Annotated in this window: 23 protein-coding genes; 13 read left to right on the top strand and 10 right to left on the bottom strand. The window is 55.8% G+C overall.

Going from position 1 to position 23375, the window contains the following annotated elements; translation table 11 throughout:
• Positions 1-149 precede the first annotated feature (149 nt).
• Both DS901_RS07905 and DS901_RS07910 read left to right on the top strand, forming a co-directional pair.
• Positions 150-1091, top strand: a complete 942-nt coding sequence (locus tag DS901_RS07905; protein ID WP_113776380.1) for a nucleoside hydrolase — start codon at positions 150-152, stop codon at positions 1089-1091.
• Entirely contained in the window at positions 1088-2488 is a 1401-nt protein-coding gene (locus DS901_RS07910; protein WP_113776381.1) for a protein adenylyltransferase SelO, read from the top strand. The genes DS901_RS07905 and DS901_RS07910 overlap by 4 nt, the downstream gene beginning before the upstream one ends.
• Here the strand turns inward: DS901_RS07910 and DS901_RS07915 are convergent.
• From DS901_RS07915 to DS901_RS07930, 4 genes are all read right to left on the bottom strand, one after another.
• Positions 2463-3362 carry a DMT family transporter gene (locus tag DS901_RS07915; protein WP_113776382.1) on the bottom strand — a complete coding sequence of 300 codons (900 nt, stop codon included), beginning with the start codon at positions 3360-3362 and terminating at the stop codon, positions 2463-2465. The two genes, DS901_RS07910 and DS901_RS07915, sit on opposite strands and share 26 nt — an antisense overlap.
• 39 nt (positions 3363-3401) lie before the next feature.
• Positions 3402-4367: a DUF3179 domain-containing protein gene (locus tag DS901_RS07920; protein WP_113776383.1), complete on the bottom strand. Its 966-nt coding sequence runs from the start codon at positions 4365-4367 to the stop codon at positions 3402-3404.
• Positions 4368-4457: 90 nt separating this feature from the next.
• Positions 4458-5003 carry a peptidylprolyl isomerase gene (locus DS901_RS07925; RefSeq protein ID WP_113776384.1) on the bottom strand — a complete coding sequence of 182 codons (546 nt, stop codon included), beginning with the start codon at positions 5001-5003 and terminating at the stop codon, positions 4458-4460.
• Positions 4996-5502 carry a peptidylprolyl isomerase gene (locus tag DS901_RS07930; RefSeq protein ID WP_113776385.1) on the bottom strand — a complete coding sequence of 169 codons (507 nt, stop codon included), beginning with the start codon at positions 5500-5502 and terminating at the stop codon, positions 4996-4998. The genes DS901_RS07925 and DS901_RS07930 overlap by 8 nt, the downstream gene beginning before the upstream one ends.
• Positions 5503-5632: 130 nt before the next feature.
• Here DS901_RS07930 and DS901_RS07935 point away from each other — a divergent pair, with 130 nt between their 5' ends.
• The 11 genes from DS901_RS07935 to DS901_RS07985 all read left to right on the top strand — a co-directional run bounded on the left by DS901_RS07935 (position 5633) and on the right by DS901_RS07985 (position 16307).
• The gene (locus DS901_RS07935) at positions 5633-6811 is read left to right on the top strand and encodes a phosphoglycerate kinase (RefSeq protein WP_113776386.1); all 1179 of its coding nucleotides are present in this window, start codon (positions 5633-5635) and stop codon (positions 6809-6811) included.
• Between the two features lie 120 nt (positions 6812-6931).
• Complete coding sequence (locus tag DS901_RS07940; protein WP_113776387.1) at positions 6932-7489, top strand: hypothetical protein; 558 nt, start codon at positions 6932-6934, stop codon at positions 7487-7489.
• Positions 7490-7805: 316 nt separating this feature from the next.
• Positions 7806-9416 carry a hypothetical protein gene (locus DS901_RS07945; RefSeq protein WP_113776388.1) on the top strand — a complete coding sequence of 537 codons (1611 nt, stop codon included), beginning with the start codon at positions 7806-7808 and terminating at the stop codon, positions 9414-9416.
• A gap of 171 nt (positions 9417-9587) precedes the next feature.
• The gene (locus DS901_RS07950) at positions 9588-10517 is read left to right on the top strand and encodes a class I fructose-bisphosphate aldolase (protein WP_113776389.1); all 930 of its coding nucleotides are present in this window, start codon (positions 9588-9590) and stop codon (positions 10515-10517) included.
• 118 nt (positions 10518-10635) lie between these two features.
• A complete protein-coding gene (locus DS901_RS07955) occupies positions 10636-10935 on the top strand; it encodes an FtsB family cell division protein (RefSeq protein ID WP_090198751.1) in 300 nt (99 codons plus the stop codon).
• A 64-nt stretch (positions 10936-10999) separates the two neighbouring features.
• A complete protein-coding gene (locus DS901_RS18725; RefSeq protein WP_181820810.1) occupies positions 11000-11326 on the top strand; it encodes a hypothetical protein in 327 nt (108 codons plus the stop codon).
• 297 nt (positions 11327-11623) lie between these two features.
• On the top strand, positions 11624-12625 hold the full coding sequence (gene pdhA / locus DS901_RS07965; RefSeq protein ID WP_113776391.1) for a pyruvate dehydrogenase (acetyl-transferring) E1 component subunit alpha: 1002 nt from the start codon (positions 11624-11626) through the stop codon (positions 12623-12625).
• Positions 12626-13174, top strand: coding sequence for a hypothetical protein (locus DS901_RS07970; RefSeq protein ID WP_113776392.1), 549 nt, complete (start codon positions 12626-12628; stop codon positions 13172-13174).
• A gap of 12 nt (positions 13175-13186) precedes the next feature.
• Complete coding sequence (locus DS901_RS07975; RefSeq protein WP_113776393.1) at positions 13187-14551, top strand: pyruvate dehydrogenase complex E1 component subunit beta; 1365 nt, start codon at positions 13187-13189, stop codon at positions 14549-14551.
• Between the two features lie 12 nt (positions 14552-14563).
• Positions 14564-15862 carry a pyruvate dehydrogenase complex dihydrolipoamide acetyltransferase gene (locus DS901_RS07980; RefSeq protein ID WP_113776394.1) on the top strand — a complete coding sequence of 433 codons (1299 nt, stop codon included), beginning with the start codon at positions 14564-14566 and terminating at the stop codon, positions 15860-15862.
• A gap of 106 nt (positions 15863-15968) precedes the next feature.
• Positions 15969-16307 (top strand): carboxymuconolactone decarboxylase family protein, encoded by a 339-nt coding sequence (locus DS901_RS07985; protein ID WP_113776395.1) that lies wholly within the window; start codon positions 15969-15971, stop codon positions 16305-16307.
• 60 nt (positions 16308-16367) lie between these two features.
• On the opposite strand, the gene cysE is transcribed toward DS901_RS07985, so the two are convergent.
• The 6 genes from cysE to DS901_RS08015 form a co-directional block, all read right to left on the bottom strand.
• The gene (cysE, locus tag DS901_RS07990; protein ID WP_113776396.1) at positions 16368-17177 is read right to left on the bottom strand and encodes a serine O-acetyltransferase; all 810 of its coding nucleotides are present in this window, start codon (positions 17175-17177) and stop codon (positions 16368-16370) included.
• Between the two features lie 80 nt (positions 17178-17257).
• The gene (locus tag DS901_RS19195) at positions 17258-17536 is read right to left on the bottom strand and encodes a DUF7742 family protein (protein WP_113776397.1); all 279 of its coding nucleotides are present in this window, start codon (positions 17534-17536) and stop codon (positions 17258-17260) included.
• Positions 17537-17538: 2 nt separating this feature from the next.
• Positions 17539-21429, bottom strand: a complete 3891-nt coding sequence (locus DS901_RS08000; RefSeq protein ID WP_113776398.1) for a baseplate multidomain protein megatron — start codon at positions 21427-21429, stop codon at positions 17539-17541.
• 6 nt (positions 21430-21435) lie between these two features.
• Positions 21436-21867 carry a peptidase gene (locus DS901_RS08005; RefSeq protein WP_113776399.1) on the bottom strand — a complete coding sequence of 144 codons (432 nt, stop codon included), beginning with the start codon at positions 21865-21867 and terminating at the stop codon, positions 21436-21438.
• A complete protein-coding gene (locus DS901_RS08010; RefSeq protein WP_113776400.1) occupies positions 21864-22745 on the bottom strand; it encodes a DUF2163 domain-containing protein in 882 nt (293 codons plus the stop codon). Before DS901_RS08010 ends, DS901_RS08005 begins: the two co-directional genes overlap by 4 nt.
• On the bottom strand, positions 22742-23374 hold the full coding sequence (locus DS901_RS08015) for a DUF2460 domain-containing protein (protein ID WP_113776401.1): 633 nt from the start codon (positions 23372-23374) through the stop codon (positions 22742-22744). The genes DS901_RS08010 and DS901_RS08015 overlap by 4 nt, the downstream gene beginning before the upstream one ends.
• Position 23375: the final 1 nt, after the last annotated feature.

The following is a 23375-nucleotide window of genomic DNA, read 5'->3' on the forward strand; positions in this document are numbered from 1 at the left end:
GCCCTGCCCCGACTTACCATCTTTGCAACAGAAACAAAGTAAAAAACCTGTCACCGGCGGGCCCTGCGGTACCAAAAGATCACAATCGCCCCCTTGCCCCTGCCCGGCTAAAACGACAATCTGCCCGTGAAACGAAATCAGGAATTCACATGGCACCGCGTAAAATCATCATCGACACAGACCCCGGCCAAGACGATGCGGTGGCCATCCTTTTGGCGCTTGCATCGCCCGAAGATATTGATCTGCTTGGGATTACAGCCGTTGCGGGCAATGTTCCGCTCGCGCTCACCGAAAAGAATGCGCGCATTGTCTGTGAACTTGCGGGAAAACCCGACACCTTGGTCTTTCCGGGATGTGACGCACCGATGCACCGTAAATTGGTCACTGCCGAACATGTACACGGCAAGACCGGCCTCGACGGCCCGCAGATGGACGATCCGAAAATGCCGCTGCAACCGCAGCATGGCGTTGATTACATTATCGACACCCTGCGTAATGAGCCCGCAGGCACGGTCACGATCTGCCCCATTGGACCGCTCACCAATATCGCGACCGCCTTTGAAAAGGCGCCCGACATCATCCCGCGCATCCAAGAGATCGTGCTGATGGGCGGCGGTTGCTTCGAAGGCGGCAACATCACTCCAGCCGCCGAATTTAACATCTACGTTGATCCCGAAGCTGCCAAAATTGTGTTTGAATCCGGTGTGCCGCTGGTCGTGATGCCCTTGGACGTAACGCATAAGGCGCTCACCACCAAAGCCCGCATCGACGCGTTTCGCGCGATGGGCACCAAGGTCGGGGATATGGTTGCGGCTTGGACCGATTTCTTTGAACGGTTTGATATGGAAAAATATGGATCAGAGGGCGCGCCACTGCACGACCCATGCACGATTGCCTATTTGATCGATCCCAAATTGTTTACGGGCCGCCATATCAATGTTGAGATCGAAACAGAATCTGAACTGACCCTTGGCATGACCGTCGTGGATTGGTGGCGGGTCACGGACCGTACGCCCAATGCGCTGTTCATCGGTGACTTGGACGCCGAAGGTTTCTATGCGCTGCTGGCAGATCGGATTGCACGCTTGTGAAAATCCCGTTTGATAACAGCTATGTAAAGCTACCCGCGCAGCTTTATGTGGCAACGCCACCAACCCCTGTACCTGCGCCCGCGCTGATCAGCTATAATCAAGCCTTGGCGGATGATCTAGAAATTCAAGGCACGCCTGATCTGGCGGTTTTTGCAGGCAATGCGATCCCCGAAGGGGCCGCGCCGATTGCGCAGGCCTATGCCGGGCATCAGTTCGGCCAATGGAACCCGCAATTGGGCGATGGCCGCGCGGTGCTATTGGGCGAAGTGATAGATCATTCAGGCACCCGCCGCGATATCCAGCTCAAAGGCGCAGGGCAAACCCCGTTTTCGCGCCGTGGCGATGGGCGTGCATGGCTTGGGCCAGTGCTGCGCGAATATCTGATATCAGAGGCGATGCATGCATTGGGTGTGCCAACCACCCGCGCTTTGGCCGCTGTGACGACGGGCCAAGACATCGCGCGCGAAACCCTGCTGCCGGGCGCGGTCTTAACCCGTGTCGCACAAAGCCATATCCGGGTCGGAACCTTTCAATATTTCGCGGCGCGCCAAGACCTAGTGGCGCTGCGCGCGCTGACCGATCATGTGATCGCACGCCATTACCCGACAGCCGCGGACCCCGCGGCGCTGTTAGATCAGGTGATCACACGCTATGCACAGTTGATTGCGCAATGGATGGGGTTTGGGTTTATTCACGGCGTGATGAACACCGACAATGTGTCCATCGCAGGCGAGACGATTGATTACGGCCCCTGTGCTTTTATGGATGGGTATCATCCGTCCCAAGTGTTCAGTGCGATTGACCGCCAAGGCCGCTATGCCTATGCGAACCAGCCGCAGATTGGCGCGTGGAACATGGCACAATTCGCCACATCGCTGATCCCACTCATGCCTGACCAAGACGCCGCAATTGAACAGTTCACGACCGCAGTAAACCGGTTTGGCGACATCTATCTTGCAGCATGGCGCGCCGTGTTCGCCGCGAAAATCGGGATCATCGACCCAACACCAGAAGACACTGAGCTGATCCAAACCTTGCTTGATCTTATGGCCACTGAACGCGCCGATTTCACGGCTGTTTTCGCGCATCTTGGCACCGATACCGCCCGCGACCAGTTTATTGACCGGGCAGCGTTTGACGCCTGGGCAATAGACTGGAAAGCGCGCAGGTCGAATGATTTTGCGGCGATCATGGCGGCGGCCAATCCAAAAACTATTCCGCGCAATCATCAGGTTGAAGCTGTGATCCAAGCCGGTGTTGCGGGTGATTTTGCGCCATTTCATGCGATGCTTGATGCGGTCGCGCAGCCCTTTGCGCCGCTGACCGACACAACCGCCCGCTATGCAACGCCGCCAACATCGGCAGAGCAAGTCACCCGGACGTTTTGCGGGACTTAGCCGGGCGGTTGATCAATACGATTCCAATCGCCACCAGCAACAATGCCCCAATCAGATCGAATCCAACCTGTTCGTCCAACAAGAGCCAGCCTAAACCGACGCTGAGCACAGGCGACAAAAAGCTAAACGACGCAACCCCAGAGGCCGGATAGACCGACAAAAGCCACAGCCAGAACACAAAGCCTGCGCTGACCACGATCACGATTTGGAAAAGCAGCCCCGCGATATGGATCGGCCCAATATCGCGGATAAACGGGCCAAAGAAGAAGGCGGCGATCAGCAAGATGGGTGCGGAAACAAGAACTTGCCAGTAAAGCTGCATTTCAGGGCGCACCCGCGCAAGCGGCGATGCTTTGGCCATCATCGCGGTCACAGACCAAGACAGCGCACCGCCCAAGGCAGCGATGTCGCCCCAGATGCTTGCCTCGCCCGCACCGCGGTTGAGCATCGCCCAAGCGACACCCGCCATCGCGAACACCAGCCCAACGGCCTTGAGCGCGGTGATCTTATCATTGGGCATCACAAAATGCGCGATAATCGCAAGCCAAACAGGCATCGAGTAAAAGATTACGGCAGAACGCCCCACGGTGGTCAGATCAAGCGCCACAAATAAGCAAAGGAACTGAATCCCAAAGAAAACCCCTGTGATAAAACCGGCCATGCGTGTGTCCGGCTCAAAGCGGATCGGAATCCCGCGCCAGCGCAAATAGGCCCACAGGCACACCACCGCACCAGCAGACCGCAAGCCTGCAAAAAACACGGGCTGTAACCCACCATTGGTGACTTTGATTACCACCTGATTGAATGCCAAAAACAGCGCAAACCCGGTCAGCGCAACCGCGCCAAATGTATCGATCTGAGATTTTCGTTCCATGGCGGCACCCTTTGCCGGTGCCCCTGTAAAGTCAAGGTGTTAACCGGGGTTTATCATCCATTTCCCGGCAGGCCAAAAGGCATGAAATGCGAAGGCAAACATCACGTCATGCGCGATGTCATTTCCCGCCGCATCACGCACCCGAATATTGCCCACATCGCGCCCTTGCGCGATCGTCCCACCATCGAGCGCGGACGCTTGGCCTGCGGCCCATGTCAGGGTGATCCCCTCTTCGGTCAGCATACCCGCCGCCGCGATCCGGCTGAGCGGCCACGCCTTATCCCCGATCCGCACCACCCGTGCGAGCGCTGGAATATCATGGGGAGGCAATTCACCCGAATACAAAAATGGCCGGTGCGAACTGTCATAGCTGACATAGGGGTTGGTGCCATAACTGCGGTCGTAATCCGGTTCCGCCATCACCCGCCCATCAGGGTTGGCCGCACGAAAACTCTCCCAGCTTTCCATCCACGCAGGCAAAGCCTGTAGCTGTGCCCCTGTGAGATCGCCGACAATGGCAGTACCCGTGGCCTGCTGCCACCAGCTTAAGCTTTCGCGGTCATACATGATCATATCGGAATTGCGCAGCTTTCCCGAGACTCCAAAACGCAACGTGCCAGTGGGCCCACGTCGATCAAACACAATACCTGAATTGCAAAGCGGACAAAACGTGACCGCGACCGGCATATCGCCGATGCGATCGTTCACAATTTCATGCCACATGAGATAGCGAACAGGATAGGCCCGCGGTGGTTCGCCTGCAATATCAACAGTGATCACAGGTTCATATGCAGGTAAATCAGCCGCAGCCAACGCGGTAAACTGCGGATCATCAAGCGCGAGAATACCGTCTTTGGGTGGGCCGCCCGAAAGGATTTCAACCCAGTTTTCAACAGTCGTTTTTGAAAAATTAGTGTCTGGCCATTCGTGCGCCCAAAACTCTGGGCTGGCACTGGCGCTTTGCACGGCCAGAAAGAATGCGGTGATCGTCGTAAAAATACGCATGATGGTCCTCCCTTTTTCAGGTCAAGGGTGACCGAAGTCATCGCGTTGCACGAGCCCCCTCGCGCAGATGTGAGGGGGCTTGATGTTTGCTTATTCAGTCACGCGGACGGCTTGCATGACGTCAGGCTGGCCGATGACAGCGCCGTTTTGACCAGCACCGCGTTTGATCGCGTCGACAATCTCCATGCCTTCCACGACTTCGCCGACAACGGTGTATTGACCGTTCAGGAAGTAACCGGGTTCAAACATAATAAAGAACTGACTGTTGGCAGAGTTTGGGTTCTGCGCACGCGCCATGCCGACGATGCCACGTTCAAACGGCTGTTCGGTGAATTCAGCCGGGATGTCCGCGAATTCAGATCCACCTGTGCCCGCCATGGACAAATCACTGCCCAAAAGACCGTTTTGCACGTCGCCAGTCTGGGCCATGAACCCATCAATCACACGGTGAAAAACAACGCCGTCATACTGACCTGATTCAGCAATTGCTGTGATTTGGGCGGCATGCAACGGGGCCGTTTCTTCAAACAGGTCGATAACAATGGTGCCATTGGCCTCGCCTGCGACGTCAATCTCAAGCCCGGCAGCCAGCACAGGGCCAGCGACGACGGCTAAAAGCGCTGCGAGCTTAAACATCGGCAGCGACTTTCACGCTGATCATACGGTCAGGGTACATTGGTGGCTCGCCTTTGACGATCGCATCTACATGTTCCATGCCAGAGATCACTTGGCCGTAAACGGTATATTGGCCATTCAGGAAATCATTGTCTTTAAAGTTGATAAAGAACTGGCTGTTCGCAGAATTTGGGTTTTGTGACCGTGCCGCGCCCAATGACCCACGTGCGTGTGGCACTTTTGAGAATTCAGCAGGAAGATCAGGCAGGTCAGAACCACCAGTACCCGCACGGCCAATGTCAAAGTTTTCTTCCATATTGCCGTTTGCCACATCGCCAGTCTGCGCCATGAAGCCATCGATCACACGGTGAAACGCAACATTGTCGTATTTACCGGCGCGTGCCAGTTCTTTCATACGTGCAACATGCTGTGGTGCTACATCGGGCAACAACGCGATTGTCACGTCACCACCGGACAAGGTCATGATAATTGTGTTTTCTGGATCTTTGATATCGGCCATGTTGGGCTCCTGTTAGCTATATTGCCCACTGACATAGGACCAAGTGTTCGAAATGCCAAGCGGGTCTGGTTGACGTGACGCCCCAATTGCCGCAACAAAGCGTGAAACTTGACCCATAAAGGATTTTCACATGGCTTGGAAAACGCTCGACGACATGGATTTCGCCGGAAAACGCGCTTTGGTGCGTGTCGATATTAACGTGCCTGTCGAAAATGGCGTGGTCACGGACACAAGCCGGATTGATCGGATTGCAGCCACCGTTGATGACATCCAAGCCAAAGGCGGCAAGGTGATTTTGATGGCGCATTTTGGCCGCCCCAAAGGCCAGATTGTGCCCGAAATGTCGCTCGAAATCATCGCGCCCACTGTATCAGACGTGCTGGGCCTGCCGGTGACCTTTGTGAATGGCGATTACGCTAATGCCGTCGCCGAAATGGATGCGGGCGATGTTTTGCTGCTTGAAAACCTGCGCTTTAACCCCGGCGAAGAGAAAAACGACGCAAGCTTTGCCCAGCGTCTTGCCAGCCTTGCAGATATCTATGTGAACGACGCGTTTTCTGCCGCCCACCGCGCCCACGCCAGCACAGAAGCTATTGCAAAGCTGCTTCCGTCTTGCGCGGGCCGTTTGATGGCCGAAGAGCTGGGCGCACTGGAAAAGGCGCTTGGCGCCCCTGCCCGCCCTGTCGTCGCCGTTGTCGGCGGTGCGAAAGTATCAACAAAGCTGGACTTGTTGGGCAATTTGGTTGGTAAAGTTGACCACCTCGTGATTGGCGGCGGCATGGCGAACACGTTTTTGGCGGCCCAAGGAATCAACGTCGGCAAATCGCTTTGCGAACATGATTTGGCGGACACTGCACGCAAAATTTTGGCCAAGGCGGAAACCGCTGGCTGCGAAATCATCCTGCCCCGCGATATTGTGATTGCCCGCGAATTCAAAGCAAACGCTGACAATGAAACCGTCGCGGCGGCTGACTGCCCTGATGACGCGATGATCTTTGACGCTGGCCCGCAAACGGTTACTTATATCAATGAGGTCGTGAAAAGCGCCAAGACCTTGATCATGAACGGGCCGTTGGGCGTGTTTGAGCTGACACCATTCCACAAAGGCACGTTCGGCATTCTCGACGTGATCGCAGCCCAAACCAACGCGGGCGCATTGATTTCGGTCGGCGGCGGCGGCGATACGGTCGCGGCGATCAACGCCTCAGACCACGCGGATGATTTCACCTATATCTCAACCGCAGGCGGCGCGTTCCTTGAATGGATGGAAGGCAAAACCCTACCCGGCGTTGCGGCACTTGGGGTCTGAACATCCGATCACATTGACCTACACATCGGGAGAGGCGAAGCTGCCGTTACGCAATTCGCAGCGAATGGCGGGTTTGAGCCCATATTGACGAATGCCGCAGTGTGAACGAAGGTCTGCTTAATGACACAGCCAATCCTATTTAGAACTGACCTTGGAGGTCAGAAGGTTCCAATCCATTGGGAAGAAATGCATCCGGTTCGAAGGGATATTCTTCATTATTTTGAAGAAAACCTTGATGAGCCCATGAATGTTTATCTCATTCCAGAATACACGAAGCTAGAGTACTGGAAATATTTGTCGGTGTTCTTCACGAAACAATATGCAGAGAGCAAGAGGTATGCATGGTTGTTTGAACGTGGATGTCTGGCCCTACTAAATGGGTTAGCTTTAGATGTCCTAGGCGAGCAACTCCATGAAGGATCGGGCCCTTGGCTAAAGGGCAAAGACATCGCTCAATCAAGTTTACCATATCTACAGACCTACACGCCGACGGAAGCAATCCTCAAAGATGGGCAAGAAATGTTGATAGATTCATTTAGTTTCATAGCCCAGATGAACTCAAGCGATCTGGACTGGGACGGATATCCAAAATTCATTGCTAATGACCAAGGGTTATGGTTCACCAGAAACATTATTGGCGACTATTATCGTAAGACAGCTGCTCTCGATTTCGGATAACCTTGGAGCTCGAATTTTTTTCCACAATCCATCTTTGAAGCAGCCATTGGCCCAACCGCAGCGAAATTGCGCTTCGTCCGCATAGCGGCCATCCACGCACAGGACCTTGAACCTTAGCTTTGCGTATATAATACTCGACGTTTCGGTGATGCGTGTATGATATGTTGCCCGAATAGGTTCGCGCTGATGTGATCCCCCAGCGCGTTACACTTTGTACTTACAATGTTGCTTTAGTCGCATTGCACCACTCCCGGGCAAATATATTACTTGATTTATGAACGACGTTCAATTACATACATCTACATAGGAGATAGCCATGAAAAAATTTACACCATTATCAACAACAGCGGCGCTTGCGCTATTGGCCGCTACGCCCACGGTCGCCCAAGACCGCGATCCGCAGGTCACGTTTGGCGAATTCTTTAGCCCAGACCGTATTGCAACCGCGATAGCGCACACAGGTATTTCTGCGCTGCGCACCCAGATGGAATTGCAGTACGACCATATGACGGTTGATCCGATGCGCGGGATTGTCTCGCTTTCGGGGATCGTCGCGCGCCCGCAGTTGCCATACGATCAGGCTGGGCAATGCGAGGTTCTGATCGACCGTGTCACGCTTTCTAGCGATTTCACCAGCCCGTTTCAAACCGCGGCAGAGATTGACATGAACCTGATCGGCGCCCATGCGACGCTGGCTTGTTTTGAGCGTGACATGGCGGTTGCCCTGCGCACGGCTGGCTACCGTGATATGCCGATTGACCAGTTCAAAATGCGCGCCTCTTATACCTATGCGACCGGGGCCACAGCGGTGGACAGCACGATTGCGATCAACGGGTTTGGCATTTTGGATTACTCCGCATCGGGCACGATCTTGCCCCGATTGGGCCAATACGGCATCCCAGCTGAACCCGCTGTACGTGTGACCCGCGCGGTTGCGACGCTCAAGGATGACGGCGGCTGGGCTGCGATTTCGCAAGTACTGCCCGAAAACCTGCGCGATCCGGTGATGATCCGCGAAATGGGCACACAGGCCATATCCTCAGTGCTGAGCCAAGACGGGCTGCGCCCACTTGGGGCGGTTGAACGTCGTTTCGTCGCGGATCTGATGACCCAGGTCGAGGCCTATGTCACCGATCCGGGTGAAATCACCATTGAAGCCACCCTGCCCGACAACGGCATCACGCTTGAACCTGAAATGTACGCCGACCCGCTTGATCTGATTGCGGGGCTTGGGTTGCAGGTCCGTGCAGCACCGATGGCACGCTCACAGATCTTGAGCCTTGATGCACTGGCCGCAATCCAAACACCCGACAGCCTCTCACCCGACGCGCGAATTGCGCTTGCGACTGCGTTGCTTGACGGAAACGGCGTACCGCGTAGCACGTCAATGGTTGCGGGGCTTTTGGAACCGCTGCTGGATACCCCTGAAACGGCAGGTGCGGCAGCCGCGCTGCTTGCCCGTGCAGAGCAAGAAAGCGACGTGCCAAATGCCTACCGCCACGCGCTGATTGCCGCCTCCGCTGCGGAGCCGGGCGCGATTGGGCTGCTCGACAAGCTTGAATCGCGGATGACCACGCAATCTGTGCTGGCGGCGCAAGATCGGCACCTGACGTCAGTGGGCGCTGTCGCGCCGCTCGAAATGGTGACCGGTGATGACCCACGTGATTTGCGGGCATTGTCATTGGCCTATCTGACGGGCACCGGCCAAGCCCGGTCCTATGCGCGCGCTTATTACTATGCGCTCCTGGCGGAGGCCGCAGGCGATATCGCGGCGGAATCGCTGCGCAATGAAATCATCGCACGGTTTGGCGCACGCGGCCCGGATGTGGCGCAGGCTTGGCACGCGCTTGCAGCCCAAGTCGAAGAACAGGCGGTCACAGATTGGATCAACGCCGACCTTCCCGGGCGCTATCTGGTTGCTGAATAAATTGTTCGGCCCGCAGGTTTCTGCGGGCCAAAATTTCAAGTGATTTCGAAAAATACTGAATATCCACGCAATGTTAACGCAAACATCTAGTATGTTAGCGCAACCGTCATTGTCCCCCGATTTCTAGGTGTTAAAGCCCCTTTAGCGAATAGCAACATAGGGGCCTACGCCATGAAAACCACCAAAGCCGTCCAACGTATTCTTGCCAACTACGAGGGTGAAACACCCGGCGTGAAGGCGAACCTGGCGCGTATCATGATGGCCGGGAAATTGGGTGGGACTGGAAAGATGATCATCCTGCCAGTGGACCAAGGGTTTGAACATGGGCCTGCGCGCTCTTTCGCACCGAACCCGGCCGCCTACGATCCGCATTACCACTACCAGCTGGCAATCGACGCGGGGCTAAACGCCTATGCTGCACCTTTGGGTATGCTCGAGGCTGGCGCTGATACATTTGCCGGACAAATTCCAACGATCCTCAAAGTGAACTCTGCCAATTCACTGATACCCGACCCGGCCCCCAAAACCCAAGCGATCACCGCATCGGTTGATGATGCGCTGCGGTTGGGTGCGTCGGCGATTGGGTTTACGATCTACCCCGGATCGTCCGCCGCATTGAACATGTTCAGCGACATCGCCGAAATGCGCCGCGAAGCTGCCGCCAAAGGTATCGCCACCGTGATCTGGTCCTACCCACGTGGCGAATCCCTCGACAAAGACGGCGAAACGGCCATCGACATTGCCGCCTACGCCGCGCAAATCGCGGGGCTTTTGGGGGCGCATATCATCAAGATCAAACTGTCGACGGATCACCTGTCCCTGCCCGAGGCCAAAAAGGTCTATGAAGCCGAAGGGATCGACATTTCCACCCAAGCCGCACGCGTCAAACATTGCGTTGATAGCGCGCTGGCCGGGCGCCGGATCATGGTGTTCTCTGGCGGAGCAGCCAAAGGGGCGGATGCGGTCTATGATGATGCGCGTGCGATCCGCGATGGCGGCGGCAACGGGTCCATCATCGGACGCAATTCGTTCCAACGCGACCGCAAAGATGCGCTCGCGATGCTGGCCAAGCTGATGGATATCTATCGCGGCAAGGCATAAATCTGCCCAAACCCTGTGATTATCCCCTATTTGTGAAAAATAGGGGATTCACATTGCGAATCAGATGTGCGATTCTGCCGACAGCTATCCCCCAAGAGATGGCACCTGAGGCAAGCACATGTTCCGACGTCACCGCCCCCAAATGGGCACCCTTTTGTATTTCCTAGGCGCTTTGATGCTTGGGCTGTATTTCACCTTTGCTGCTGTGCAAGGTGATTATGGCCTGTTCAAGCGTATCGAGATCCGCGCGGAGGGCGCAGCGTTAGAACAAGAACTGGCAATCCTTCAGGCAGAGGTGGGGCGCATGGAAAACCTCACCTCTCGCCTGTCGGACGACTTTCTAGACCTCGACCTGCTCGACCAACAAGCACGGGACGTGCTGGGGCTGATCCGGGCGGATGAAGTGGTTATTCGGTAGGTATAGCGTCACAGCCCTGGACGTTTACTCTGCGGGCGAACTGAAATTGAATGAAGCAAAATGAATGGCCGGTGAGCAAACATTAAGCTGCTGGTCCGTCGCTCCACGGAAGATATTCTGGAGCGACTATCTGCAAGAAACCTGCGACAACAAAAAGCATCAAGAAACTCAACGCAACATATCCAATCGCTTTGAGCCACCTTCGCCGCAAATCAGGAAAAATCTCACCTGCAATGAAACGGCCAAAGCTGTTTTGAGGGCTATTTGGGTTACTCAAAGCCTTCCATGGGACAAATGGACCATCCCAGTTCGACGACCAAATCAAGGTGAAGATGACCCTTGCATGCCAATAGAAAGCAATCCCGAATGCGATCAGGGCATTTGCAAATAGCAGAACAACAAGAGCAAAAACGACGAAGACCATGAGCTACCCATAATAGTCAACAGCGTGTCATTCAACTAGCATTGCAACCATTCAGTTCGGCCGGAAAATCGGCGTCACTGGGCCCTCGACAAACTTTCGCCGCAACGCCGAATTAGCTGCAAGGTCAACGCTGCTGCCAAAGTTTGCAACGTCGTACGCCCTTAAACCACCCCTTTTCACTTTACCCCTCGTAATCCGCGCCCAACTCCTGTATAAGATAGTTTAACATTAAACTATATTTACAAAAACGCTGGAGGAGCACTCATGCCGCCCAAAAAGGCCGCCGCGAAACCGAACGTCTCAGCCGAAGAACTGCTGGGTCATTACCGTGAAATGTTGCTGATCCGGCGATTTGAAGAAAAGGCTGGCCAGCTTTATGGCATGGGCCTGATCGGCGGATTCTGTCACCTTTATATCGGTCAAGAGGCCGTTGTTGTCGGCCTTGAGGCCGCAGCAGATGAGGGCGATAAGCGCGTCACATCCTACCGCGACCACGGCCACATGCTGGCCTGCGGGATGGACCCTAAAGGTATCATGGCTGAATTGACAGGCCGCGAAGGCGGTTTTTCAAAGGGCAAAGGCGGCTCTATGCATATGTTCTCTAAGGAGAAACATTTCTACGGCGGTCACGGCATCGTTGGCGCGCAGGTGCCACTGGGCGCCGGTCTTGCGTTTTCGGACAAATACAAAGGCAATGATCGCGTAACATTCGCCTACTTCGGTGATGGCGCCGCCAACCAAGGTCAGGTCTACGAGACCTACAACATGGCTGAGCTTTGGGACCTTCCGGTTGTTTTTGTCATTGAAAACAATGGCTACGCAATGGGTACCTCTGTTACGCGTTCAACCAAATCCCCATCGCTTTGGGAACGTGGCGCGGCTTATGGCATCAAAGGTGAGGAAGTTGACGGAATGAATGTTCTTGCCGTCAAAGAAGCTGGCGAACGCGCGGTAGCGCACTGTCGCGCGGGTAAAGGCCCCTATATCCTTGAGGTCAAAACATACCGCTATCGCGGCCATTCCATGTCTGACCCGGCAAAATACCGGACCCGCGAAGAAGTCCAGAAAATGCGTGATGAACGTGACCCGATTGAACAGGTCCGTGACATGCTGCTGACCGGCAAACACGCGTCCGAGGATGATCTCAAGGCCATCGACAAAGAAATCAAAGCCACGGTGAACGCGGCCGCAGAGTTTTCAAAAGAAAGCCCCGAGCCCGCGTTGGAAGAGCTTTGGACAGATATTTACGCAGAGGAACACGTTTAAATGCGGCTGTCTGTTTCTCTATGTACCTTGGCTGCATTGGCAGCCTGCATAGGTGATTCAGACGTCGATGTCGCTGTCGCAAAAGCGATCTCAATCGTCAACGACACGCAGCCAGAGTTTTATTCACAATCGATAGCTTTGGCACAGGTCGATGATTGCGATGTTACTCTGAACTACGTTGGCCCGATCCCAACAGGTGAAGCTGGCACGTTCGCGGTCACAACTTTCGCTGATATGTCACGACTAGACTATGAGAACGCGTCAATTGAACCGAACCTGCTTGCGCAAAGCAAAGGCGTTTTGTTGGCTATCCCATACACCGGCGCTCCATTCCCGCAAACAATTCGCACGACCGATACTGCAGTGTCTTTTCAAGAATACGTTGCAAACACCGGACGTGGAAGCTGTGTGGATGCGACCTGCGAAATGACTTGGGAAGCCCCGCATTTATTGTTCAGAATTGACGTAAACGAACCAGAACCCGCCGCCGAGGCGATCCTCGCGGCACTTACCGAAGTTGGCGCGGCTTGCCGCGCTACCGGTCTTTAACGGAGAAAATGAATGGCAACTGAAATACTGATGCCCGCCCTCTCGCCCACCATGGAAGAAGGCACCTTGGCCAAATGGCTTGTCAAAGAGGGAGACACTGTTTCATCCGGCGACATCATGGCCGAGATTGAAACGGACAAGGCCACAATGGAATTCGAAGCTGTCGACGAAGGTATTGTTGGCAAGATTGTCATCGCCGAGGGGACTGAAAACGTCAAAGTCAACGACGTGATCGCGATCTTGGTCGAAGAAGGTGAAGCAGTTCCCGAAGTTGGTGCAGCCCCTGCGGCCGCAGCGCCTGCCGCGGCAGAGCCTGTTGCAGCGGCGCCTGCAGCAGCTGCGGCCCCTGCGGCCCCGGTTGTCGATGCCACCCCTGATTGGCCCGCCGATACCCCTGTGACATCGACCACCGTCCGCACCGCCCTGCGCGATGCGATGGCTGAAGAAATGCGTCGCGATGAAGATGTATTTTTGATGGGTGAAGAGGTCGCGGAATACCAAGGGGCCTATAAGATTTCGCAAGGTCTGCTGGATGAATTCAGCGCCAAACGCGTGATCGACACACCGATCACAGAACATGGGTTCGCCGGGATCGCGACGGGTGCCGCCTTTGGTGGGCTAAAGCCTATCGTTGAATTCATGACATTTAACTTCGCCATGCAAGCGATTGATCATCTTATCAACTCTGCCGCCAAGACATTGTATATGTCCGGTGGTCAAATGGGTGCGCCCATGGTGTTTCGTGGTCCAAATGGCGCCGCTGCGCGTGTGGGTGCCCAACACTCGCAGTGTTATGCCGCATGGTACATGCAGGTGCCCGGCCTCAAGGTTGTGATGCCTTATTCGGCGTCTGACGCCAAAGGCCTGATGAAAACCGCGATCCGTGACCCCAACCCGGTGATCTTCCTTGAAAACGAAATCATGTATGGCAAGTCTTTTGATGTGCCTGACATGGATGACTTCACCATTCCCTTTGGCAAAGCCAAGGTGGAACGCAGCGGCGATGATGTCACGATCGTTTCCTTCGGGATCGGTGTAGGCTACGCGCTGGAGGCCGCAGAAAAATTGGCGACCGAAGGCGTGAACGCCGAGGTGATCAACCTGCGCACATTGCGCCCAATGGATACGAAAACCATCCTAGCCTCTGTGCGCAAGACAAACCGCTGCGTCACCGTCGAAGAAGGCTGGCCGCAAGGTTCTGTTGGCGGCTACATGAGCAACGTCATCATGCAAGAGGCCTTTGATTATCTTGACGCACCTGTCATCAATTGCACTGGCAAAGACGTTCCGATGCCCTATGCGGCGAACCTTGAAAAACACGCGCTGATTACAGTCGACGAAGTTGTCGATGCCTGTAAATCAGTGACTTACCGTTAAGGAGATAAAGCGATGCCAACAGAAATCCTGATGCCCGCCCTGTCACCGACAATGGAAGAGGGTACATTGGCCAAATGGCACGTCAAAGAAGGCGACACTGTCTCCTCTGGCGATATCATGGCTGAGATTGAAACTGACAAAGCGACGATGGAATTCGAAGCCGTCGATGAAGGTGTGATGGGCAAAATCCTGATCGCCGAAGGCACCGAAGGTGTCAAAGTCAACGATGTGATCGCTGTTCTGCTTGAAGATGGTGAAAGCGCGGATGATATCAGCGCAACACCTGCTGTGGCTCCGGAGGCAGCGCCCGCCGCGGCCGCAGAGGCGGGCCCCGCAGGGGGCTCCGATAAGGCCGCACCCCCTGCCCCGGCCGCCCCTGTGAAAGACGGCAAACGCATCTTTGCGACACCGCTGGCACGCCGTATCGCGGCGGACAAAGGTTTGGATTTGGCGGCGATCGCGGGCTCTGGCCCACATGGTCGTATCGTGAAAGCCGATGTCGAAAACGCTACCGCTGCGCCGAAAGCTGCTGCACCTGCTGCTAAGGCCGACGCGCCTGCGGCCGCTGCAATTGCAACAGGTCCTTCAACGGACGTGGTGCTTAAGACCTATGCGGATCGCCCCTTTGAAGAGGTCAAACTGGACGGGATGCGTAAAACAATCGCCGCCCGCCTGACCGAAGCCAAGCAATCGGTGCCGCATTTCTATCTACGCCGTGATATTCAGCTTGATGCTTTGCTCAAATTCCGCAGCCAGTTGAACAAGCAACTCGAACCACGTGGCGTGAAACTGTCGGTCAACGACTTTATCATCAAAGCCTGTGCACTGGCGCTTCAACAAGTGCCTGAAGCCAACGCAGTTTGGGCAGGTGATCGCACGCTGAAGTTCGAAAAATCAGACGTCGCTGTCGCTGTGGCGATTGAAGGTGGGTTGTTCACACCTGTGCTCCAAGACGCCGACAGCAAATCACTGTCAGCCCTGTCGGCGCAGATGAAAGACATGGCAACCCGTGCGCGCGACCGCAAACTTGCGCCACATGAATACCAAGGCGGGTCATTCGCGATTTCCAACCTTGGCATGTTCGGCATCGATAATTTCGACGCCATCATCAATCCGCCGCATTCGGCCATTTTGGCCGTGGGCGCGGGCGTCAAGAAGCCCATCGTCGGCGCAGATGGCGAACTGACCGTCGGCACCGTGATGTCATGCACATTGTCCGTTGATCACCGGGTGATTGACGGTGTTCTGGGCGCAAATTTATTGAATGCGATCAAGGACAACCTTGAAAACCCCATGACGATGCTGGCTTAACAGCCAATCAAAATCTGATAAAAAACGGCACCTTGCGCTAAATCAAGGTGCCGTTTTGCGTTCTATGTCATGCATGTGCCAACCTAGACAAACAAAGGTATCTGACATGGATTGGAAAAGCGAACTTGCCGAGGCTGGCAGCAATATCGAAAACTTCCGCACCGCACAAAGCGCCGCCAGTGATGGTTTCTCGGCGATGCACCGCGCGGCTTTGGTTCCGGGGGCTTTGGATACGAAACAAAAGGAACTGATTGCGCTGGCCATCGGTATTTCAAAGCAATGCATTGATTGCATCGGTTTTCATGTCCAAGCTGCGATCAAAGTAGGTGCGACACGCGATGAAATTGCCGAAGTGATTTCCGTATCCATGATGATGGGCGGCGGGCCAGCTTATATGTACGGCGTCAAAGCTCTCGAAGCCTTTGATCAGCTCACAGCCGATTAAGCTCGCACACGAAACGGCCGCATTCCTAAAATGAAATGCGGCCGTTTCGCGAAATTGGCGTTAGCTCCCATTGGGCAAGAGCTGGTTCATCGACATGGCGGGCTGCGAACAGCCTGCTTCGCCGACGATCTTTGCGGGTACGCCTGCAACGGTTTTCATGGGTGGCACATCTTCCAAAACGACCGACCCAGCCGCGATCCGGCTGCAATGGCCCACGTTGATGTTTCCCAGAACTTTGGCCCCGGCCCCGATCAGCACGCCATTGCCAATTTTAGGGTGCCGGTCGTCGTCTTCTTTGCCTGTCCCGCCAAGGGTCACGGAATGCAGCATCGACACATTGTCACCAATCACGGCCGTTTCACCCACAACGATGGAATGGGCGTGGTCGATCATGATCCCCTGCCCGATGGTTGCCGCCGGGTGGATATCGACCCCGAAAATTTCGCTGACCCGCATTTGAACAAAATAGGCCAAATCGCGACGTCCTTGTTGCCACAGCCAATGGCCAAGTCGATACGCTTGCACGGCCTGAAACCCCTTAAAGAACATCAAAGGCTGTAGAAATCGGTGGCACGCCGGGTCGCGGTCCACGATGGCGACAATATCAGCGCGTGCAGCAGCACATAGCAGAGCATCTTCCGCATAGGCCGCGTCAGCGATTTCGCGGATGATCTGTTCTGACATCTCGGGCGAGGCGAGTTTCATCGACAAACGGTATGCCAGCGCACCCTCAAAGCTGTTATGGTGCAATACACAGGCGTGGATCATCCCGCCAATCAGTGGCTCTGCCTTGATCGCCTCTTCGGCCTCATTGCAGATGCGTTGCCAGACCGGGTCAACTTCGCGCAAGCTTGGGTTCAAATGTGCCATCTGGGTTTCCTTTGCCGTCAGACCTATTGTCTAGAGCATAACGCGCCCAAGGGCCAAGAACAAAGCTGTGATTTCACACATCAGCTTGTGTGATTATCCGCCAAGTATGTGCAAAGCGCTGCGAGGCTTCTGAGGAAACCTTTGTTGCAAGGACCGCGCGCAACCGATTCATCGTATTTTAAGGCTGCCGACATTAGCGTGCCATTGCCAAATTGCGGGTGCGGCTTTCCCTGCGCAATCCGGTACGCATCAGCCTGATCCGCCTGTGCGCAAAGCTTAGCGATCATTGCTTGCCGCGCGGGCGATGCTGCCACCACCCGCGCGGCTGTTTCTAAGTCTGCAAGTTGCACCGGGCGCATGGTTAAACCTGCAAGTTCACGCCCACAAACGGCCCAGCGCCGAACCGCGCCGAGACTTGCGCGACCTCAATCCGGTAGGGCAAAGCGCCAACCTCTGATATCCGGGTGGCATCAGGATAGGACCAGGCAGGCGTGGCTGATGTTTCGGTTCGTTTCGTGATCCCATCTTGCATGATCCTGACTTGATAACTTTCTGTATCTTCGCCCAAGGGAATTTCACCATCCGCCCAGATATCGCCATCGATCCGGCTACAGCGGATCCATGACAGATCGGTCCCGCTTACCCCTGCCTGCGCGCGCAGGTACGCCACCGGATAGGGCCGCAGCCCGTTGCCTTGGAACGTATGCTCGGCATAGCGAAAGCTTGCGTCCGTCAGGGGTCGCTTGGCCGGCCCATACCGGAAATGTCGTGGTAATCCGCGCAACGCCGAGGGTATGGCGATTTGTGTCGGTGCCCCATCCATCACCACCACGCGTGACCCGTCGGGCCATACATCAGGCATAAGCCCGCGACTGCCCGCTTGCCCGCGCAACAGCCCGGTCAACTGATAGCTGCGATCTCCAATAGGTGTCGCGGTCTGAAATTGCAGAATTTCCCATTTGTCTGGCGTACCATCCCCGATCGCGATTGTGTTCGCCCCAGATAAAAGGGCTGCTGTTGTCGCCGAACTGAGTTCCCCGTTGACGAGCGTGACTTCAAGCCCAGTTTGTCTATCCCAAATTCCGACGGGTCCAGCGCCCAGCGCAGATTGCGTGGTCCCAATAAAGGCGGCGCTTTCGATCAACGATTGCAATGTATAATCACTGTCTTGCGGAGCCCCGTAAACCGCAATCGTGCCCGGCCAAGGCCGCCCACCCAATGCGATGTACGGCGCGGTTGGCTGTTCGTCCCCAGTAAGCAGCGGCAAGTCCATAAACACCGCGGCGACCGGCACAGGTCCAACATAGGGTTGCAGCACCGGCCCGTCGCCATCATCACTGGCCGCGCGGTAGATTTCGGCATCTATACGTGTGGCCTCGATCAACCGCAGACCGGATTCTTCGATCCGGTCCACCCTGTAGCGTCCGGTATGATCGGCAATATCAAGTTCAACAACATCCCCCGCCCCGACGCTCAGCAATGACGGCGGCAGCGCAAAGCTTGCCTGATCACGCGCGATACGTGCCTCTTGGAGCCAACGTGTTACCGTATTGGACGCCTCTGAACGCGTCAGCGCGAGCGGCATTTCAGTTTTACTAACCCCATAGGTTTGACGATCGGGGTGTACGGCCTCGGCGGCGATGGCACCGTAATCAGCATCATTGTCGAGATGTACCAATTGGATGCGTGCGGCAGTTTCTGCGGCAGGTGACCGAGTCAGCGCGATAGACTGATCCTTTTCAAGATCAATCGCCAGATCACTATCCATCAAAAGATGGTCCGCCCGTCCAGCGCGGTTTTCAAAGGCCAGCACTCCGTCGCGTTCCATTGCATCAAACCCATAGGTGACCATCAGCGGCTGCAACGCGGCCCGCCCAGAGCCGATATCGCTGACCGTATAGCCCCGCACCACACCGTAAAGCTTTGAGACGTCAAACCGGGTCACGCCAGAGCGGGTGCAAATCTCGGCCACGACAGAGGCAAGCGCGCGGTTGCTTGCCCGCCCGTTCAGCCAATGCCCACGTGCATAGTTTTCGCCGTCAGACCAAAGTATGCGGTTCCCCGGAAAGAACGGATAGGGTCGTGCATCCCATGCCCAGACGTGCATCCGCCCGATGTCTACCATCGGCGCACCATAGACAGCGGATACCGGGTTATTGGCCAAATCACCAAAATGCCCATAGATGGCCCGCAGATACTGCATCTGCATAAAATCATCTCGGTTCCCGTTGGAATAATAAGGCAGCTGCGATTCAGAGGATTTAGGATCGATGAATTTGTTGGGTTGGTTTGCTGCTTTGTCCAATGCGGCACAGCCAAATTCAGTGAACCAAATCGGTTTGCTTTGCGGCACCCATGCCGTCGGCGTTGTGTCGCGCACCCCATCTATGCGGTTATGGTGCGCATTTTCCCACCATCCTTGAAAATCCTTATAGCGCCACAGCCACGGCTCTCCTTGCCCATCAGTGATCGGGGTGCGCAGCTGGGCCTCGCGTGCTTCGGGGCTGGGGTAATACCAATCATAGCCTTCCCCGCCCGCAACATTGCTGCGCAGATAGTCCAAATTGTAGATCGCACCCGCCGCAATATCAGCGTGGTCTTCACCGTCACGCCAATCCGCAAGCGGCATATAATTATCCACCCCGATGAAATCGATATTCGCATCCGCCCAAAGCCGATCAAGGTGAAACAGCTTATCCGCCGTCCCTGTGGGTTGATATCCGTGGTATTCAGACCAATCCGCCGCATAGCTGATTTTGCACGCTGGCCCAAGGATCGCCCGGACATCCGCCGCCAGTTGAATCAGCGCTTCTACAGCAGGAAAGCTATTCCCCACCCCGCGAATTTGCGTCAAAGCGCGCATCTCCGAGCCGATACAAAACGCAGATACGCCCCCTGCAGCTGCACAAAGATGTGCATAGTGCAGTATAAACCGCCGGTATCCCCAATCGGTTGGCCCAGTATAGGACACCCGCGTGCCGTTTACATCAAAATCACTGGCTTGGGCATTCCCCATAAAGGCGGCCACCTCTGCGACGGCTGCGGCGGTGCCATCGCTGGTGCCATCCATGTTTGGGGCAAGTGCCGTGGTAATCCGCCCACGCCAAGGCAGAACAGGCTGACCGACATCCGCTGTCCACGGATTGGGCAGGCTGTTGCCCGCGAGTTGTTCCATCAAAATAAACGGGTAGAACACCGCAGACAGGCCTCGCGCATTCATATCTTGTAGCGCCTCGACCACTGCCGCATCAGCGGGTGTCCCACCATAAACAGGATCGCCATCAAGCTCAGGCGATATTTGCGCAGTGCTGCGGGTCAGCCCCGACACGCGCCAGCGCATCCCCTGCGCGTCAGCTTCGTCTTGTTCCATCTTTGGAATGATGTCGCATTCACCACAGCGCAGGTCATTGCCAAACCAAGACACCACCAACATCACCGATTGACAGGCGGGGATTTCACCCTGAAGCGCATCCATCGACGCACTAAAGTCGCTTTGCCCCATCGGCGTATTGGTATTGACCGCCACCTCTTCGCCATAGTTACGCGACATATAGACTTGCGAGGTGGCCAGTGCATATTCGCCCGTGCCGGGGATCAGGGCCACGCCAGTAACGGTGTCGCCTAGTTCATCCACGCCCGGGCGCATGACCTCAAACGTCAGTTGCGGGATACGGTTGCCGAATTGGGCCAAGGGCATATCTTCAAACACGACATAGGCGGTGCCACGGTAGGCGGGCGTGTTTTCAATGCCTTCAACCGCCGCAATTTTGGGATCGGCTTGCTGGTCAAGCGCCCCCGTATAAACCCGCATATTCAAATCATCTTGCGCGACTTCGGTGCCGTCTGCCCAGATGCGGCCAACGCGTCCGATCTCGCCTTCGCACAACGCAATCGCAAGACTTACGGAATATGAAAACTCGGTCACTTCGGGGGTTGGTGGCGCACCTTTGCCACCGCCCGAGGTTTTGCTGCGTTCCTTAAACTCCGATGCCCAGATCACTTGCCCCGGTACGCGCATGCGCCCGTAGATTTGCTGGATGTCGGCGCCTTCGTCCGCGCCCGTCAGACGCAACCGATCAACCCGGCCCGTTTCAACCGGGTCACTGCCCGCGCCCATGATTTTTTGGTCAATCTGGCGTCCAATCGCAGCCCCAGCCGCGCGACCAATTGTTGCCATAGAAAGCCCCAAGACAGAGCCGCCGATAGACCCGCCCAGCGCCATACCCGCTGCGGAAAGAACGATTGTCGCCATGACCTGTTATCCTTTTGAAATCTCGAAACGCGCAACGATCCGTCTGCGCCACGGGGTCGACAGCGGGCTTTCGACAACCCCATGCCCCGCATATGAATGGATGAAAGCAGGGCTTGCACCCGCCTGACTGATAATGCCGACATGTTTGGCCACTGCCCCCGCCCGCATACGAAACAACACGACCTGACCATGCGCGAACGTGCCCCCCGCCACCACATGCATGTGGCGCAGTGCGGCCGCATGCAGCGTTTCATCACCTTGGGGTTCGGACCAATCGGCCGTGTAGGCCGGCACGTGTTCGGGTTCTTCCCCGTAAAGCTCGCGCCAGACACCACGCAAAAGCCCAAGGCAATCACAGCCTACGCCCCTAACCGAGGCTTGATGCAAGTAAGGGGTGCCGATCCAGCCGCGCGCTGCGGTAACGATTGCCACCGTCATCGGAACAGACTTCCACCTGTGTTGGCCCCATCGCTGCGCGGCACGCTCAGCAGCCAATCACTGCCCGGAATATCGGAAAAGCCTTGAAAATTAACAAAGTTACTAAATTTTTCGCGACATGTTTCGGCGCGCCTATCGCAGCCTGCGATAAAGCGCAGCGTATCACCTGCTAAAATTGGCGCTTTGATCTGCTCCCATAGGGTGATCTGCCGGGTGTCACCGACAATCCTATCCGATTTGATCACCCCCCGTAGATGTTGCGCCGCGCCTGACTGGACAATCAATTGCCCCTGTTCAAACCATTGATCATTGAAGGTGGGAAACAGGGCCAACGTAAAATGTTGCCCGTCAGTATCAGCGGTCAGGGTGAAGTCGGTGGTGAATAAGGGGTTGGTCAGGTCAATGCCGCAACGCCCATCCCCTAGTAGCGCACTACATGTTTTCAAGTACGACCGCCCCTGCGGTTGGTTCAGCGCCTCGGTCAGACCGCGCAATTCCGCTTGGAACCCGCCGCTCGCACGCGTAATTTCACCGATAGTGCCATAGAACCGGACCTTGCGCGCGCTCGGGTCATCCCATTGCACCAGCCAGGTCGTGACCTCAGCCCCGTCATAGCGGCCTGCATTGATATCGGCCTCGGTGATCGCATCGGCGGAGAGCACCCCAATGGCTTCGGTGTTATTGACCGATAACCCCGTGGTGCTGGCCAGCGCGCGCGCACTTAACCCAGATTCTGGCATGAAAGCGATGCCATCAAATTGAATGGGCTGGTCATGGTCCGTAAACCCAAGCGTCACCCCGTCGCTGCGTGTCACCGCCCAGCAATAACAAAGATGCGTGGCCTTGGTGTCGAGATGTGTCTGTAAAGCTGTGGTCATACTCGCACCTCTACAACTGGTACATTCGGGATTTCGCCCGCCTGAAAATGCGACACAGAGGTTTTGATCGCATCCGTGTCAAAGCGCACCGGCACATCAAATTCATATCCCGCCGTCACATCTGCACCGATATCTGGCGGGTGGGTGAACGTCAGCATCCCCGTATCGTGATCAATCGCGTAATCTGCGCCCTCAAGCTGAAGCACGCCGCCAATCGCCACGCGCACCGACCCAGGCACGGGCTTCGCAATCGGCCGCAGATAGGTCGTGTCGCCCGAACGGTAGGTTTTGATAATTTGGAACACGTCCGTGACCTCATCACCTGTCCCAATCAACTGGTCCTCGGCATCTGTGTCCGCCGAAGGGGTGCAGGATTTAAAGTCGCTCCAGTCTTTCCAGCGAAACCCGATCAGTTGCCCTTGTCGCGCCTCAAAAAAGGCGATCAGGGTCTCAATATCGTCAAGTGACCGTAGCCCGATGCCTGCATCGTACCGCCGCCGCGCATGCGCCCAGGGCGTGTTACGTTCTTCAAACCCGTTCGCCAGCGTGACAATATCCGTGCGCCGTTCGGGACCACCGACGGATCCAAGGCTCAGCGAGGCGGGAAAGCGAATGTCGTGAAATGCCATT

Origin of the sequence: Loktanella sp. D2R18, assembly GCF_003318235.1 — a bacterium.
Classification (GTDB): Bacteria; Pseudomonadota; Alphaproteobacteria; order Rhodobacterales; family Rhodobacteraceae; genus Yoonia.

What these genes read in the sequence shown, in the direction of transcription:
- DS901_RS18725 (WP_181820810.1), top strand. Translation starts at nt 11,000, where the DNA reads ATGGCCGGTGAGCAAACATTAAGCTGCTGGTCCGTCGCTCCACGGAAG.
- pdhA (WP_113776391.1), top strand. Translation starts at nt 11,624, where the DNA reads ATGCCGCCCAAAAAGGCCGCCGCGAAACCGAACGTCTCAGCCGAAGAA.
- cysE (WP_113776396.1), bottom strand. Translation starts at nt 17,177, where the DNA reads ATGGCACATTTGAACCCAAGCTTGCGCGAAGTTGACCCGGTCTGGCAA.
- DS901_RS08005 (WP_113776399.1), bottom strand. Translation starts at nt 21,867, where the DNA reads ATGACGGTGGCAATCGTTACCGCAGCGCGCGGCTGGATCGGCACCCCT.
- DS901_RS07970 (WP_113776392.1), top strand. Translation starts at nt 12,626, where the DNA reads ATGCGGCTGTCTGTTTCTCTATGTACCTTGGCTGCATTGGCAGCCTGC.
- DS901_RS19195 (WP_113776397.1), bottom strand. Translation starts at nt 17,536, where the DNA reads ATGCGCCCGGTGCAACTTGCAGACTTAGAAACAGCCGCGCGGGTGGTG.
- DS901_RS07940 (WP_113776387.1), top strand. Translation starts at nt 6,932, where the DNA reads ATGACACAGCCAATCCTATTTAGAACTGACCTTGGAGGTCAGAAGGTT.
- DS901_RS07935 (WP_113776386.1), top strand. Translation starts at nt 5,633, where the DNA reads ATGGCTTGGAAAACGCTCGACGACATGGATTTCGCCGGAAAACGCGCT.
- DS901_RS07925 (WP_113776384.1), bottom strand. Translation starts at nt 5,003, where the DNA reads ATGTTTAAGCTCGCAGCGCTTTTAGCCGTCGTCGCTGGCCCTGTGCTG.
- DS901_RS07945 (WP_113776388.1), top strand. Translation starts at nt 7,806, where the DNA reads ATGAAAAAATTTACACCATTATCAACAACAGCGGCGCTTGCGCTATTG.
- DS901_RS07930 (WP_113776385.1), bottom strand. Translation starts at nt 5,502, where the DNA reads ATGGCCGATATCAAAGATCCAGAAAACACAATTATCATGACCTTGTCC.
- DS901_RS07915 (WP_113776382.1), bottom strand. Translation starts at nt 3,362, where the DNA reads ATGGAACGAAAATCTCAGATCGATACATTTGGCGCGGTTGCGCTGACC.
- DS901_RS07980 (WP_113776394.1), top strand. Translation starts at nt 14,564, where the DNA reads ATGCCAACAGAAATCCTGATGCCCGCCCTGTCACCGACAATGGAAGAG.
- DS901_RS08000 (WP_113776398.1), bottom strand. Translation starts at nt 21,429, where the DNA reads ATGGCGACAATCGTTCTTTCCGCAGCGGGTATGGCGCTGGGCGGGTCT.
- DS901_RS07950 (WP_113776389.1), top strand. Translation starts at nt 9,588, where the DNA reads ATGAAAACCACCAAAGCCGTCCAACGTATTCTTGCCAACTACGAGGGT.
- DS901_RS08015 (WP_113776401.1), bottom strand. Translation starts at nt 23,374, where the DNA reads ATGGCATTTCACGACATTCGCTTTCCCGCCTCGCTGAGCCTTGGATCC.
- DS901_RS07920 (WP_113776383.1), bottom strand. Translation starts at nt 4,367, where the DNA reads ATGCGTATTTTTACGACGATCACCGCATTCTTTCTGGCCGTGCAAAGC.
- DS901_RS07955 (WP_090198751.1), top strand. Translation starts at nt 10,636, where the DNA reads ATGTTCCGACGTCACCGCCCCCAAATGGGCACCCTTTTGTATTTCCTA.
- DS901_RS08010 (WP_113776400.1), bottom strand. Translation starts at nt 22,745, where the DNA reads ATGACCACAGCTTTACAGACACATCTCGACACCAAGGCCACGCATCTT.
- DS901_RS07985 (WP_113776395.1), top strand. Translation starts at nt 15,969, where the DNA reads ATGGATTGGAAAAGCGAACTTGCCGAGGCTGGCAGCAATATCGAAAAC.
- DS901_RS07905 (WP_113776380.1), top strand. Translation starts at nt 150, where the DNA reads ATGGCACCGCGTAAAATCATCATCGACACAGACCCCGGCCAAGACGAT.
- DS901_RS07975 (WP_113776393.1), top strand. Translation starts at nt 13,187, where the DNA reads ATGGCAACTGAAATACTGATGCCCGCCCTCTCGCCCACCATGGAAGAA.